This window comes from Methylobacter sp. sgz302048 (assembly GCF_052162025.1).
Classification (GTDB): Bacteria; Pseudomonadota; Gammaproteobacteria; order Methylococcales; family Methylomonadaceae; genus Methylobacter.
In genome coordinates this window covers 2,621,168-2,635,048 of record NZ_CP197401.1, presented here as the reverse complement: position 1 = coordinate 2,635,048, position 13,881 = coordinate 2,621,168, and the positions used below count along the sequence as shown (strand labels likewise).

Below are 13,881 nucleotides of genomic sequence, written 5' to 3'. Positions count from 1 at the left end.
TCTTAAAAGGTAATTGAATCCGGAACGATGATTGGTCATGGTACGAGTTTCTTGTTTAAACGCTATTCAGGTTATAATGTCCGCTTTTCGTTAAGCTCTTGTTAATGTTCAAGGGTTTTTTTATTATCGGGCGCATGAATCGCCGTTTCATCGCAAAATAAAGCCGGGTTGATTCCGGGCTTTTTATTTCCGGGTGATTTACCAATACAAAATATGACTCAAAAACTTTATATTCAGACCAATGGTTGTCAAATGAATGAGTATGATTCCGATAAAATGCGGGATGTACTTAAGGCTTCACACGGTCTTGAACTGACAGATGATCCGAAACAGGCCGATGTTTTATTGCTCAATACCTGTTCGATACGCGAGAAAGCACAGGAAAAAGTATTTTCAGCCTTAGGCAAATGGCGCAAAATTAAAGACAAGCGTCCCGATGTCATTATCGGTGTCGGCGGTTGCGTAGCCAGCCAGGAAGGGGCCGCCATTCAGAAACGCGCGCCTTATGTCGATATCGTCTTTGGTCCGCAAACCCTGCACCGTCTGCCGCAGTTGCTTGAACAAGCACGCACGAAACATGAACGCGTGGTTGATGTGTCATTCCCCGAAATAGAGAAATTCGATGCCTTGCCCGAACCCAGAGCCGAAGGGCCGAAAGCGTTCGTGTCTGTTATGGAGGGTTGCAGCAAGTATTGTACTTACTGCGTAGTTCCCTATACGCGCGGAGAAGAAATCAGCCGGCCTTTGAATGATGTGATTGCCGAAATCACAGCACTGGCAGCGCAGGGCGTGCGCGAGATCAATCTGTTGGGCCAGAATGTCAACGCCTATCGCGGCGAGATGGATGATGGCGATATCGCCGATTTCGCTTTATTGCTGCACTATGTCGCGGCCGTGGACGGCATAGACCGCATCCGCTTTACGACATCTCATCCGGCTGAATTTACCGACAGCCTGATTGAAGCGTTTGCTGAAATCCCGAAGCTCGTCGATCATCTGCATTTGCCCGTGCAAAGCGGCAGCGATCACATATTAAAGCTGATGAAGCGTGGCTACACGCGCGCCGATTACATCGAAAAAATTCGCAAATTGCGCGAAGCAAGGCCTGATATTTATCTGTCTTCGGATTTTATTGTCGGTTTCCCGGGTGAAACCGAGGCTGAATTTGAAGAAACTATGACGCTTATCGAAGAAATCGGTTTCGATTTATCGTATAGTTTCGTTTATAGCCAGCGCCCCGGAACACCAGCAGCCGATATGCCTGATGATGTGTCTGAGGAAGTTAAAAAACAGCGTCTCGACCGCCTTCAGCAGCGCATCAATGAGATGGCTGCCGCGATTTCAGATAGCATGGTCAATTCCGTGCAGACCGTTTTAGTCGAAGGACAATCAAAAAAGAACCCGTTACAGATGCAAGGCAGAACCGAAAATAACCGCGTCGTCAATTTCATTGCCCATCCCAGATTGGCAGGGCAGTTTGTCGATGTATTGATTACCGAAGCGCTGGCCAACTCTTTGCGAGGACGTATTGTGGATACTTCTGTCGATAAAATTATCCAACACAATTAATTATTGACTGTTATGACAACTCAGGAAATTACCCTGTTGCCTGCCGATAACGTCAGGCTCTCTAATTTTTGTGGTCAGTTCGATTCTCATTTGCGGCAGATTGAAGCCCGCCTTCAGGTTGAAATCGCCAATCGCGGTAACCATTTCAAAGTGACCGGCGTTGACAGTTCAGTAAAAGCGGCTTGCGCAGTCATGCAGAAATTGTTCGAAAGCACTGAAAGAGAACCGCTGACATCCGAATTGATCCATCTGGCCATGCAGGACGCTTCTATAGAACAGATTCTGGCGGCGCCTGAAGAGCCGGATAAACCGAATGTCCTGATCAAGACCAAGCGCGGCATCTTGAAAGGCCGAGGAGCCAATCAACAGGATTATCTGCGAAAAATTATGTCGCATGACATCAACTTCGGCGTCGGTCCTGCCGGGACCGGCAAGACCTATCTGGCTGTAGCCTGTGCGGTTGAAGCGCTGCAAACCGAGAAGGTCAGAAAAATCATCCTGGTGCGTCCAGCCGTGGAAGCCGGCGAGAAACTCGGCTTCCTGCCCGGCGATATGGCGCAAAAAGTCGATCCGTATTTGCGCCCTCTTTATGATGCCCTGTATGAAATGCTCGGTTTTGAGCGTGTTGAAAAAATGATCGACCGCGGCGTTATCGAAGTGGCTCCGCTGGCGTTTATGCGCGGCCGGACGCTCAACGATGCGTTCATTATTCTGGACGAGGCGCAAAATACGACTACGGAACAGATCAAGATGTTTTTGACCCGTGTCGGTTTCGGCTCGACTGCCGTAGTGACGGGCGATGTGACGCAAATTGATTTGCCTTCCGAAAAAATGTCCGGCTTAAGGCATGTGCTTGAGGTTTTGAAGGATGTTGAAGGCATCAGCTTTACTTTTTTCAATGCGAGGGATGTCGTACGGCATCCCCTGGTGCAACGTATCGTTTCTGCTTATGAAACGTATGAGAACAAGCACAAGGCGAATTGATGAACCAGATAGACATCCAGCGCGTTTTTGAATCGGAAGGCCAGCCGGATGAGGCGCAAATTCAGGCATGGGTTGATGCAGCGCTTGAAGATGTCAATCAGGACACCGAAATTGTCATCCGTATTGTCGATGAGGCGGAAAGCGCTCTGCTCAACGAACAATACCGTCATAAAAAAGGGCCTACCAACATTCTCAGTTTTCCGTTTGAAGTGCCGGATGGCATTGAATTGAATTTGTTGGGCGATCTGGTGATTTGTGCGCCGGTTGTGGTCAGGGAGGCGAGCGAACAGCATAAGCCGCTAGGTCACCATTGGGCGCATATTGTTGTGCACGGTGTATTGCATTTGTTGGGCTATGACCACATTGATGATGACGAAGCCGAACTGATGGAAGGCAAAGAGATAGAAATTCTCAAAAAATTGAATATAAATAATCCTTATATTGAGGTGATAAAAACATGAATGATGAGCAACCCCCAAGTAGAAACTCCCCGCAGAAGAGTTGGGTTGATAAAATAAGCCATCTGCTGACCGGGGAGCCGCAGGATCTGGATGACCTTCTTGAAATTTTGAGAGAAGCTAGGGAAAAACGATTGTTGGATACCGATGCTTTGTCCATGATTGAAGGGGTTTTACAAGTATCTGAGATGCGTGTCAGGGATATCATGATACCGCGTATCCAAATGGTAGTAGTGCCGCGCGATGCCGAGCTCAACACCATCTTTCCGCTGGTTTTGGAATCAGCGCATTCACGTTTTCCGGTTATTGAAGATGACCGCAGCAAAGTCGTCGGTATTTTATTGGCGAAAGATCTTTTGGCGCATGCCTTGCAGAATAAGCATCTTAAAGTTGAAGAAATCATGCGTCCGGTCAATTTCGTCCCGGAAAGCAAGCGTCTGAACGTTTTACTGAAAGAATTCCGTACTAACCGAGATCATATGGCCATCGTGATAGATGAATACGGCTTGGCGGCAGGCTTGATCACCATTGAAGACGTGTTAGAGCAGATTGTCGGTGAAATCGAAGACGAATATGATGAGGAGGAAGATGAAGGATATATCTCCCAGCGTAATGAAAACGAGTTCATGATAAAAGCTTTAACGCCGATAGAAGAATTCGATGAGTATTTCTCCACACACCTGGCAACTGACGAGTACGATACCGTTGGCGGATTCATTGTCAGCCAGATGGAGCATATGCCTAAAAAAGGCGAAAGCCTGGTTGTAGACAATCTGCGGTTTGAAGTGATCAGGGCCGATAATCGGCGCTTGCATTTAATAAAGTTGAAAAAAATTGACTAACGAGAGGTCGCAGGCATGAATGGACAAACGATATTGGTCACTGGCGGGACTGGCTATATTGGCAGCCATGCTTGTGTTGAATTGCTTACGGCCGGCTATCAGGTTGTCGTCGTCGATAACTTATCCAATAGCAAAGTGGAGCCTTTGCGCCGGCTGGAGCAAATAACCGGTAAAACGCTACAGTTTTACGAAGCCGATATTCGTGACAAGAAGGCATTAACAGAAATTTTTGACCGGGAACCCATCGGCGCCGTCATGCATTTTGCCGGATTAAAGGCCGTGGGCGAGTCGTGCAGGCAGCCGTTAAGTTATTATCATAATAATGTATACGGCACGATGGTACTGGCTGAAGCGATGGCCGAAGCCAACGTTAAGCAGTTGGTGTTCAGTTCTTCCGCGACCGTTTATGGTGAATCTACCTCTGTGCAGTATGTCGAGGATTTTCCTCTGGGCGCGATCAATCCTTACGGCCGATCCAAACTCATGATTGAGGAGATTCTGCGCGACCTGTCGGCGGCCGATGCAATCAACGGAGCGCAATCACCCTGGAAAATTGCCTTGCTGCGCTATTTTAATCCGATCGGTGCACACGAGAGCGGTTTGATCGGCGAGGATCCCAACGGTATTCCCAATAACCTGATGCCCTACGTTTCGCAAGTGGCGATCGGTAAATTGGCGCAGTTATCCGTCTTCGGCGATGATTATCCGACCCGGGACGGTACTGGTGTCAGAGATTATATTCACGTGGTTGATCTGGTTAAAGGCCATATCAAGGCGCTGGAAGCGTTACAGGGCGAAAAATTCAAGTCAGGCGGCTGCAAGGCTTATAACCTCGGTACGGGCAGAGGCTATAGCGTTCTCGACATTATAAAAACTTTCGAAGCAGTAACGGGACGGAAAGTAAATTATAAAATCGGCCCGCGCAGAGCAGGGGATCTTCCCGAATATTTCGCCAATGCTGAGTTGGCGTACAAAGAACTTGGCTGGAAGGCAGAGAAAAATCTTGATGATATGGTTGCAGATACCTGGAACTGGCAATGCAGAAATCCGCAAGGGTATGTTTAGGTTTCGCATTCTTAATGCATTGCTGAACTAACGCTCCGTCAAAACTGATCCGTTCTATTTATCCGACCTTTCCGAACCTGTGTTACGAGCCCTTGCTTTAGGGGCGATCTCATAATAGACAGGACTTACGCAAGCCTGTGGGAGCGGCTTCAGTCGCCTTTTATACTCGAATGGGCGACTGAAGCCGCCCCTCCCTACAGGTTTTAAAACCGCTTGTTGCGGTAGTTGAACAGGCAGACTGCGTAAGTCCTGATAGATACTTTTTTCGCTTCCTTGCGAATTCCAGCGGGCGGACCTAGCTATTTGTTTTCCTGATTCTGCTCGCGTTTTTTGTTTTGGCCGCAGTCTTTGTTTTAGTTGCGCTTTTTGCTTTAGAAGCGGTTTTGGTTCTGCTTACCTTTCTGGTTTTGGCAGCGCTTTTGGTTTTGCTTATGTGCGCGGCTTTTCTCGTATGCTTGACTTTGTTCACGCGCTTGATGTGATGGGTCTTTCTGGAGTGCGTGGCATGACTTATATGCCTGCTAATGTCGTCGCCTTGCGCTAACAGACTTGATGTCGCCCGGTGGCTGCCGCAACCAAGTTGATAAGGCGGAGGGCTGAATGAGCTGGTTTGTATGGAATAAATATCTCTTGATGGATTATCGCTAAATCTTTTGGCAAAGCTGGCATCCATGATCTGAGTCATTAGCTGATAGCGTTCCTTGCTGGTCATTCCTCCTAATACTACGCCGATCAGTCGTTGACCATTCTGATGCGCTGATGCCATCAGGTTATAGCCCGATCCGCAGGTAAAGCCGGTCTTCATGCCTTCAGCGCCAGGATAATTCTTCACGAAAGCATTGATGCTGCGCAAAGTGGTGCCCTTGTAATCGAAACTTTGAGCAGAAAAAAATTGATAATAAACAGGAAAATCGCGCTGGATCCGCCATGCCAAAATCGCAAGATCCCGCGAGGTGGTGACTTGCAAATCATTAGGAAGCCCGGTCGCATTCATGAATCGAGTGCTGCTCATGCCTAATGAGCGTGCTTTTGCAGTCATCATTGCACCGAAGTTTTCTTCGGTTCCTCCCAGCTCTTCGCCAAGAACGACCGCTGCGTCATTCGCCGAGCGTGTGATTACGGCTAAGATAGCATCCCTGACAGTCAATGTCTCTCCCTGCCTCAGGCCTAGTTTGCTGTTAGGCTGCCGTGCCGCATGCCAGGAAGCAGTCAAAGTATCATGCAGACTAATTTGCCCTTCTTTTAAAGCATCAAATGTCATGTAAAGTGTCATGACTTTTGTCAGGGATGCCGGGAACCAGCGCTGGTTGGCCTCTACTTCGTGCAATATGTTGCCGTTATCGGCATCGATAACAATGGCGGAATGTCGTCCGTAACTGATTTCAGATACGAAAAACAAAAGGAATGGCAATAAAATAAGTCGAATAAATTTCACGTTTAGTAATAGAGAATCTGGTTTTTTAATGAAATCAATAGTTAACGCATGGTTGCGAGTTGCTTTTACTAATCGATAATATAAGTGAAATTTGAATCCACATTATACCAAGGATTCGGTCGTAAATAATTTCCCTGATTAATAGCAGGATGTGCCGGCGTAAGGCCTATCCTGAGCGCAGCCGAAAGGAGGCGCATTGTCCGCGAGTAATGCGCTTCACTGCGTCGCTTAAAGCGCCTACTCTTGGTCAGCAAATCCTATGCAAGATTCAAATTTTAGGAAGTAATTTTTAGCCAAATCCCAAGTGAACTATATATCACCGCCGGAATTGGCTTGAAATTTCCGGTTAAGTGCATTTTTTTTATTAGAAAATGCCCGTAAAAACAATAAGGTATATTTAATTTATCTTAGCGGCGTGCCTGTGAGTTAATGTATGTCACGCGATGTTTAACTAATTTCCAAGTATTAGTTCACTATGAGTAAGGAATGGTGACGAAGTTAACATAATTTTATACTAACTTTTCATTTAATGAAGAGTTACGCGCTTCCTGAGAGCAATGCAATTGTATGCATTGTTTGCATAATTACAAAAATCCGCGTTGTTATTAGATTATCGTTAATATTCTTTACAAAGATAATGCGCGGCCTCAATTAATTATGAGTTTAATGTCAAGAATTTCTTAAGGTTCATGCCTAATTGATCATATAAGCATATTCTTTAATTCTGTCTGCACAAAATTTGTGGATTTTACAGGTATTCAGATCAAGGACGATTTCTAAAATTATTGCTATTGCAAGCAATAAGTTATTTTTAAATATTATTAATATTCAATAAAATAGCTTATGTTTTTAATTTTGTAAGAAAAAATAATTAGAAAAGTTCATGATTCTTTTTTCTTTTTTGCGATTGATATTTCAATATGAATTCCATGCCAAAAATTACTCACCTTGATGCGTTGCTGTTTGATAATCGTTTTATCCGCGAGTTGCCTGGCGACCCTGATGTTTCAAATAATCGCCGTCAGGTAATTGGCGCCTGTTATTCCCGTGTGTTGCCGGCTAAGGTCGTCAAGCCAAAACTGATTGCCTATTCCAGAGAAGTTGCAGATCGGCTGGATTTGACTCCGGAAGTTTGCGAATCGGATTATTTTGCTGAGGTATTTACAGGCAACAGATTGTCGGTGGGCATGGAGCCCTATGCAACCTGTTATGGTGGGCACCAATTCGGTAATTGGGCAGGGCAACTGGGCGATGGGCGGGCTATCAATCTGGGCGAGGTCCTCAATCGTCAAGGACAGCGGTTGATTTTGCAACTCAAAGGCGCCGGCCCTACGCCATACTCGCGTACGGCGGACGGTCTGGCTGTACTGCGCTCGTCAGTACGCGAATTTTTGTGCAGCGAGGCTATGCATCATCTGGGTGTGCCGACCACGCGGGCTTTGAGTTTGACATTGACCGGTGAAAGCGTGATTCGGGATATGTTCTATGACGGCAATCCAAAGGCTGAGCCGGGAGCTGTCGTGTGCCGGGTGGCCCCTTCCTTTACGCGTTTCGGCAGTTTTCAGATTTGTACAGCGCGCGGTGATATCAAACTGCTTAAAGAGTTGGTGAATTACACGATTCGAACTGACTTTCCGCATTTAGGCGAGCCTTCGCCAGCGGTTTATCTGGCCTGGTTTGAAGAAGTCTGCCGCAAGACAGCCGAGATGATTGTGCACTGGCAGCGTGTGGGATTCGTTCACGGCGTCATGAATACTGACAATATGTCTATCCTCGGGCTCACTATTGACTATGGGCCTTATGGTTGGTTGGAGGATTATGATCCTGACTGGACGCCCAACACGACCGATGTCTCAGTGCGCCGTTATCGTTTCGGCAATCAGCCGCAGATCGCCTTCTGGAATCTGGCGCAATTGGCCAATGCCATTTATCCGTTGATCGAACAAGCTGATCTGATGCAACAGGCGATCAATGTTTATGCTGAAAGCTTTGAGAAAGGCTGGCGGGATATGATGGCCAGTAAGTTGGGCTTGAGAGCCTTTGACAATTCATTAAGCACGGAATTATTGGCTATATTACAGTTGGTTGAAACGGATATGACTATTTTCTATCGCAAGCTGGCCACGATGAAGATCGATAATAGACCGCCTGAGGATGTCAGCGATGAAACACTGATAATGCCGCTGATGGAAGCTTATTATGTGCCGGAGCAATTAACCCCTCAATATAGAGAGCGCATTGGTCATTGGTTAAGAAATTACATGCGGCGAATCCAGAAGGAAGAAACGCCGGATCAGAATAGAAGAGTGCGCATGAATTCCGTCAATCCTAAGTATGTGCTGCGAAATTACATGGCTCAATTGGCTATCGACAAAGCCGGGCAGGGCGACTATTCAATGATTGATGAGTTACTGCAGTTGCTGCGGCATCCGTATGATGAACAGGTCGGTAAGGAAGCGTTTGCTGCAAAGCGTCCGGATTGGGCAAGGAAACGTGCCGGTTGTTCGATGTTATCATGCAGTTCATAGGCAAGGTGGATCGGTTCTATTGGCTTTTAGGTGTTTTAGCGGTTTGTAATGGGTTTATAACATAACATTAACATCGGGAAAACAAGAGGGTATATGTAATGGAATTTGTATTTTAATATATTCTAATATACAAAAATAATTTGATTATATTGTGCAATAAAAGCATACAGTATCAGTCGGTCTTTGTTGAGAAAAGCTTGATTTTATGGTGTAATGCCGCTGTTTTATGTCTTAATATGCCTCTTGTTTTGCCGTTCTTAAAATAGGGGGAAAGTTTTACAGCATTGCTTGGAGAATAGGCTTATTAACTATGCAATTTACTATTAAAAAAGGTTTGGACTTGCCCATAACTGGGGGGCCCAAACAAGTTATTGAGGATGGCAATGAGGTTGGGTCCGTTGCCGTCCTGGGGATGGATTATGTAGGCATGAAGCCTACTATGATGGTCAGTGAAGGGGATACGGTCAAACTAGGCCAGATACTCTTCAGTGACAAGAAAAATCCTGGCGTTAATTTTACTTCGCCTGGAGCGGGCGTTGTGAAAGTCATCAATCGGGGTGCTAAACGGGCTTTACAATCTGTTGTGATTGAACTGCAAGGAAATGCGGAAGAGTCATTCACAAAATATGAAGAGTCCAAGTTAAATGATTTAACAGCGGAACAAGTTAAAGAAAATCTGTTGGCATCAGGCCTGTGGACGTCCTTGCGTACACGTCCGTATGGAAAAATTCCAGCGATTGATAGTACACCTCATTCCATTTTCGTAACGGCGATCGATACCAGCCCTTTAGCGGCTGATCCCGTCGTTATCATTAAGGCGCGCGGCAATGATTTTGCCAATGGATTAGCTGTTGTTTCCAAGCTGACGGCCGGTAAAACCTATGTTTGCAAGGCTACCGGCGCCGATATCACCACAGGCAATACGCCTTCAGTGGTTGTTGCTGAGTTTTCAGGTCCGCATCCTGCAGGGTTGCCTAGCACGCATATCCACTTTATCGATCCTGTCAATGCGGAAAAGTTCGTCTGGCATCTGGATTACCAGGCCGTGATGGCAATTGGCGCGTTGTTTACAACCGGCAAGCTGAATGTTGAAAGAGTTGTGTCATTAGCGGGGCCAACCGTCAAAAATCCAAGACTGATTCGTACCCGTGTCGGTGCTAATACCGAGGACCTGGTTGCCGGTGAGTTGGATGAGAGCGTTGAAAGCCGCGTGGTTTCAGGTTCTGTCTTATATGGACACAGAGCAGCAGATTGGGCTGCCTATTTAGGTTATTACAGTAATCAGGTTTCAGCACTGCAAGAAGGCCGTGCGCGTGAATTATTCGGCTGGATTGTTCCTGGTAAAGATAAATACTCTGCGCTGGATGTTTATACCTCAAGCGTTGATCGCAAAACCGGCCGCAAGTTTCCATTAACAACAAGCAAAAATGGCAGCAACCGGGCGATTGTTCCTGTCGGCATTTATGAGACCGTGATGCCCCTGGATATCTTACCTACGCCATTAGTGAAATCACTGGTGGTAGGCGATACGGATCAGGCTCAATTATTGGGCTGTCTGGAACTTAATGAGGAAGATATGTCCTTGTTAACTTTTGTCGATCCGGGCAAACATGATTTCGGTCCCGTACTGAGAGCGAATTTAACTAAAATTGAGAAGGAAGGATAATGTCGGCTAGAGATTTCTTAGATAGCATAGAGCCGCATTTTACAAAAGGCGGCAGGTTTGAAAAGTACTACGGTCTCTATGAGATGGTGGATACTTTCATTTATACACCCTCTGATGTAACACGTGGCACAACGCATGTTCGTGACGGTAATGACCTGAAACGGACCATGACTTTTGTTGTGATAGCAACATTTTTCTGTATTTTGATGGCTTTCTATAACACAGGCTATCAAGCCAACGTGGCTATGGAAACAATGGGACTAGAAAAGGCGGATAACTGGCGCAGTATTCCCATGATGATATTCGGGTACAGCCCATATAATCCATTGTCATGCTTGGTACATGGCGCTTTGTACTTCCTGCCTGTCTACATTGTGACACTGGCTGTCGGCGGTATTTGGGAAGTTTTGTTTGCCACAGTGCGTGGACATGAAGTCAACGAAGGCTTCCTGGTTTCATCAATGTTGTATTCATTGATTCTGCCTCCTGAGATTCCTTTATGGCAGGTTGCCCTGGGCATTTCATTCGGTATTGTTATCGGCAAGGAAGTATTCGGTGGCACCGGCAAAAACTTTCTAAACCCCGCATTAACTGGTCGTGCATTTTTGTTCTTCGCTTACCCTGCTTCCATGTCAGGTGATTCAGTATGGGTCGCTGTAGACGGTTTTACTGCGGCAACGCCTTTGAGCCTTGCATCAGCAGGCGGCGTTGAAGCGATTAAAGAAGGGTATGGCTGGCTGCAGGCTTTCTTTGGCTTTATTCCTGGCTCTATGGGCGAGACATCTACTTTTGCTATTCTGCTCGGCGCTGCATTCCTGCTTTATACACGTGTGGCATCTTGGAGAATCATGGCAGGTGTCATGATCGGCATGATAGCGTCATCGTTGTTGTTGAACATCGTAGGCAGCGAAACTAATCCGATGTTTGCGTTACCTTGGTATTGGCATCTGGTTTTAGGTGGCTTTGCTTTTGGTACTGTTTATATGGCAACTGATCCCGTAACAGCAGCTGGTACTGACACAGGCCGGTGGGTATATGGACTATTAATTGGTGTGATGGTAGTGATCATTCGCGTCATCAATCCTGCTTTCCCTGAAGGCATGATGCTGGCGATTCTGTTTTCCAATATGTTTGCACCAATCATTGATTATTTTGTCGTTCAGGCAAACATTAGAAGAAGGGTGAAACGTCATGCCTAACGCAGTTAAAAAATGTGAACATTACGAAAAATTTAAAGTTTACCGCGACAAAATTCTGGCACTGAGCAATGATAGTTTGGAAAAAACTATCGCTATCGCATTGTCACTGTGTTTGTTCTGCGCAGTTTTGGTGGCATTCGCGGCTGTCGCGTTGAAGCCATTGCAATTCGGCAATAAAGAACTCGACATGAAGAAGAATATTCTTGATGTAGCGGGCTTATTGGAAGCCGATACTGATATCGACAAAGCTTTCGAGGAACAGATTGAAGCCAAACTGGTTGATATTGAAACGGGCGATTATGTAGAAAATATGGATGTAGCTACTTACGATCAACGTAAAGCAGCAAAAGATCCTGCGCAAAGTATCGCTATCCCTGCTGATAAAGACATTGCGCACATTCGTGCAAAAGCCAAAATTGCTAAAGTTTACTTAGTCAAAAACGGCGATAATATTCAATCTATCATTCTGCCTGTGAATGGTTATGGCTTGTGGTCGACGCTGTACGGATTTATTTCCTTGGCGGCTGATGGACAAACTGTACAAAGCATTAACTTTTATGATCAAGCCGAAACACCGGGCCTGGGCGGTGAAGTTGTAAATCCTAACTGGCGTGCCTTGTGGAACGGTAAAAAAGTTTATTCTACATCCGGAGAGCCTGCTTTAGGTTTGGTCAAAGGTGTAGTGGACAAGAATAAACCGGGATCTGAATACCAAGTGGACGGTTTGGCCGGCGCGACTTTAACAAGTAATGGTGTAAGCAATCTTATTAAATACTGGATGGGCAATGAAGGTTTTGCGCCGTATTTAAATAAAGTAAGAAAGGCTGGAGAGAATAAATCATGAGTGCAGTATTAACTGGCGAAACAAAAAAAGTATTGACCGAACCATTGGTCAATAACAATCCGATTACGTTGCAGGTTCTGGGGATTTGTTCTGCTTTGGCGGTCACATCTCAGATGTCTACATCGCTGATCATGGCGCTCGCGCTGACATCCGTAACGGCCTGTTCAAGCGCGGCGATCAGTGCCATCAGAAACCATATTCCAAGCAGTATACGTATTATCGTGCAGATGATCATTATTGCGTCTTTGGTAATCGTGGTTGATCAAATTCTGAAAGCATTTGCTTTCGAAGTAAGTAAGCAATTGTCCGTATTCGTGGGTTTGATTATCACCAACTGTATCGTTATGGGACGCGCTGAAGCGTATGCGATGAAAAATCCGCCTTTAGCAAGCTTTATGGATGGCATCGGTAACGGTTTGGGTTACAGCTTGATTCTTGTCACTGTGGCTTTCTTTAGAGAGACTCTGGGTTCAGGTAAATTATTGGGCTTTGAAGTATTCCATTTATCAAAAGACGGCGGCTGGTATGATCCTAACGGTTTAATGCTGTTGCCTCCTAGCGCGTTTTTTATCATTGGCTTGATTATCTGGGCTATTCGTCAATTCAAACCTGAGCAAGCTGAAAAGGCTGATTTCAAAATCATGTCGATTGCTCATGGTGAAGGAGGGCATCACTAATGGAAGCTTACATTAGCTTATTTGTAAAAGCGGTTTTCATTGAAAACCTGGCTCTTGCGTTCTTCCTGGGCATGTGTACTTTTCTGGCGGTTTCTAAGAAAATTTCGACGGCTATGGGATTGGGCATAGCGGTAATGGTTGTGCAAACCATTACGGTGCCTGCCAACAATATTATTTACCATACGCTGTTAAAAGAAGATGCGCTGTCGTGGATGGGCATTACCGGCGTGGACTTGAGCTTTTTAGCGCTGTTAAGCTGTATCGGTATGATTGCCGCCTTGGTACAGATTCTGGAAATGATTCTGGACAAGTTTTTCCCGGCCTTGTACTCGGCATTAGGTATTTTCCTGCCGTTGATTACCGTGAACTGCGCTATTCTTGGTGGAAGCTTGTTCATGATTGAGCGTGATTATAACCTTGGTGAAAGTGTTACCTATGGTATCGGCAGTGGTTTCGGCTGGGCATTGGCTATTACGGTTATTGCCGGTGTGCGCGAAAAACTGAAATACAGTGATATTCCAGCCGGCTTACAAGGTTTGGGTATCACATTTATTACTGCAGGTCTGATGTCGCTTGGCTTCATGGCTTTCTCTGGAATCCAACTATAAGAAGGT

The 13,881-nt window shown here is 45.9% G+C and carries 12 protein-coding genes; 11 read left to right on the top strand and 1 reads right to left on the bottom strand.

Annotated elements, in window-relative coordinates:
• Positions 1–213 precede the first annotated feature (213 nt).
• From miaB to galE, 5 genes are read left to right on the top strand one after another with little or no spacing between them, the layout of a single operon-like run.
• Complete coding sequence (miaB, locus tag ACTNE6_RS11970; protein ID WP_442496874.1) at positions 214–1,569, top strand: tRNA (N6-isopentenyl adenosine(37)-C2)-methylthiotransferase MiaB; 1,356 nt, start codon at positions 214–216, stop codon at positions 1,567–1,569.
• Positions 1,570–1,581: 12 nt separating this feature from the next.
• Complete coding sequence (locus tag ACTNE6_RS11965) at positions 1,582–2,553, top strand: PhoH family protein (RefSeq protein WP_442496873.1); 972 nt, start codon at positions 1,582–1,584, stop codon at positions 2,551–2,553.
• Entirely contained in the window at positions 2,553–3,014 is a 462-nt protein-coding gene (gene ybeY / locus ACTNE6_RS11960; RefSeq protein ID WP_442496872.1) for an rRNA maturation RNase YbeY, read from the top strand. Before ACTNE6_RS11965 ends, ybeY begins: the two co-directional genes overlap by 1 nt.
• A complete protein-coding gene (locus ACTNE6_RS11955) occupies positions 3,011–3,853 on the top strand; it encodes an HlyC/CorC family transporter (protein ID WP_442496871.1) in 843 nt (280 codons plus the stop codon). The genes ybeY and ACTNE6_RS11955 overlap by 4 nt, the downstream gene beginning before the upstream one ends.
• Positions 3,854–3,868: 15 nt before the next feature.
• Complete coding sequence (galE, locus tag ACTNE6_RS11950; protein ID WP_442496870.1) at positions 3,869–4,918, top strand: UDP-glucose 4-epimerase GalE; 1,050 nt, start codon at positions 3,869–3,871, stop codon at positions 4,916–4,918.
• Positions 4,919–5,213: 295 nt separating this feature from the next.
• Here the strand turns inward: galE and ACTNE6_RS11945 are convergent, their stop codons facing one another.
• A complete protein-coding gene (locus ACTNE6_RS11945; protein WP_370526983.1) occupies positions 5,214–6,353 on the bottom strand; it encodes a D-alanyl-D-alanine carboxypeptidase family protein in 1,140 nt (379 codons plus the stop codon).
• Between the two features lie 920 nt (positions 6,354–7,273).
• Here ACTNE6_RS11945 and ACTNE6_RS11940 point away from each other — a divergent pair.
• The 6 genes from ACTNE6_RS11940 to nqrE all read left to right on the top strand — a co-directional run bounded on the left by ACTNE6_RS11940 (position 7,274) and on the right by nqrE (position 13,875).
• Positions 7,274–8,881, top strand: a complete 1,608-nt coding sequence (locus tag ACTNE6_RS11940; protein ID WP_442496869.1) for a protein adenylyltransferase SelO — start codon at positions 7,274–7,276, stop codon at positions 8,879–8,881.
• A gap of 310 nt (positions 8,882–9,191) precedes the next feature.
• On the top strand, positions 9,192–10,547 hold the full coding sequence (locus ACTNE6_RS11935) for a Na(+)-translocating NADH-quinone reductase subunit A (protein ID WP_442496868.1): 1,356 nt from the start codon (positions 9,192–9,194) through the stop codon (positions 10,545–10,547).
• Entirely contained in the window at positions 10,547–11,746 is a 1,200-nt protein-coding gene (locus ACTNE6_RS11930; RefSeq protein ID WP_194970092.1) for an NADH:ubiquinone reductase (Na(+)-transporting) subunit B, read from the top strand. The genes ACTNE6_RS11935 and ACTNE6_RS11930 overlap by 1 nt, the downstream gene beginning before the upstream one ends.
• The gene (locus ACTNE6_RS11925; RefSeq protein WP_442496867.1) at positions 11,739–12,590 is read left to right on the top strand and encodes a Na(+)-translocating NADH-quinone reductase subunit C; all 852 of its coding nucleotides are present in this window, start codon (positions 11,739–11,741) and stop codon (positions 12,588–12,590) included. Before ACTNE6_RS11930 ends, ACTNE6_RS11925 begins: the two co-directional genes overlap by 8 nt.
• Positions 12,587–13,267, top strand: a complete 681-nt coding sequence (locus tag ACTNE6_RS11920; protein ID WP_194970090.1) for an NADH:ubiquinone reductase (Na(+)-transporting) subunit D — start codon at positions 12,587–12,589, stop codon at positions 13,265–13,267. The genes ACTNE6_RS11925 and ACTNE6_RS11920 overlap by 4 nt, the downstream gene beginning before the upstream one ends.
• Positions 13,267–13,875, top strand: a complete 609-nt coding sequence (gene nqrE, locus ACTNE6_RS11915) for an NADH:ubiquinone reductase (Na(+)-transporting) subunit E (protein ID WP_027157411.1) — start codon at positions 13,267–13,269, stop codon at positions 13,873–13,875. The genes ACTNE6_RS11920 and nqrE overlap by 1 nt, the downstream gene beginning before the upstream one ends.
• Positions 13,876–13,881: the final 6 nt, after the last annotated feature.

Bases quoted from the DNA above. Each gene is read 5' to 3' on its own strand.
- miaB (WP_442496874.1), top strand. From the start codon at position 214: ATGACTCAAAAACTTTATATTCAGACCAATGGTTGTCAAATGAATGAG.
- ACTNE6_RS11965 (WP_442496873.1), top strand. From the start codon at position 1,582: ATGACAACTCAGGAAATTACCCTGTTGCCTGCCGATAACGTCAGGCTC.
- ybeY (WP_442496872.1), top strand. From the start codon at position 2,553: ATGAACCAGATAGACATCCAGCGCGTTTTTGAATCGGAAGGCCAGCCG.
- ACTNE6_RS11955 (WP_442496871.1), top strand. From the start codon at position 3,011: ATGAATGATGAGCAACCCCCAAGTAGAAACTCCCCGCAGAAGAGTTGG.
- galE (WP_442496870.1), top strand. From the start codon at position 3,869: ATGAATGGACAAACGATATTGGTCACTGGCGGGACTGGCTATATTGGC.
- ACTNE6_RS11940 (WP_442496869.1), top strand. From the start codon at position 7,274: ATGAATTCCATGCCAAAAATTACTCACCTTGATGCGTTGCTGTTTGAT.
- ACTNE6_RS11935 (WP_442496868.1), top strand. From the start codon at position 9,192: ATGCAATTTACTATTAAAAAAGGTTTGGACTTGCCCATAACTGGGGGG.
- ACTNE6_RS11930 (WP_194970092.1), top strand. From the start codon at position 10,547: ATGTCGGCTAGAGATTTCTTAGATAGCATAGAGCCGCATTTTACAAAA.
- ACTNE6_RS11925 (WP_442496867.1), top strand. From the start codon at position 11,739: ATGCCTAACGCAGTTAAAAAATGTGAACATTACGAAAAATTTAAAGTT.
- ACTNE6_RS11920 (WP_194970090.1), top strand. From the start codon at position 12,587: ATGAGTGCAGTATTAACTGGCGAAACAAAAAAAGTATTGACCGAACCA.
- nqrE (WP_027157411.1), top strand. From the start codon at position 13,267: ATGGAAGCTTACATTAGCTTATTTGTAAAAGCGGTTTTCATTGAAAAC.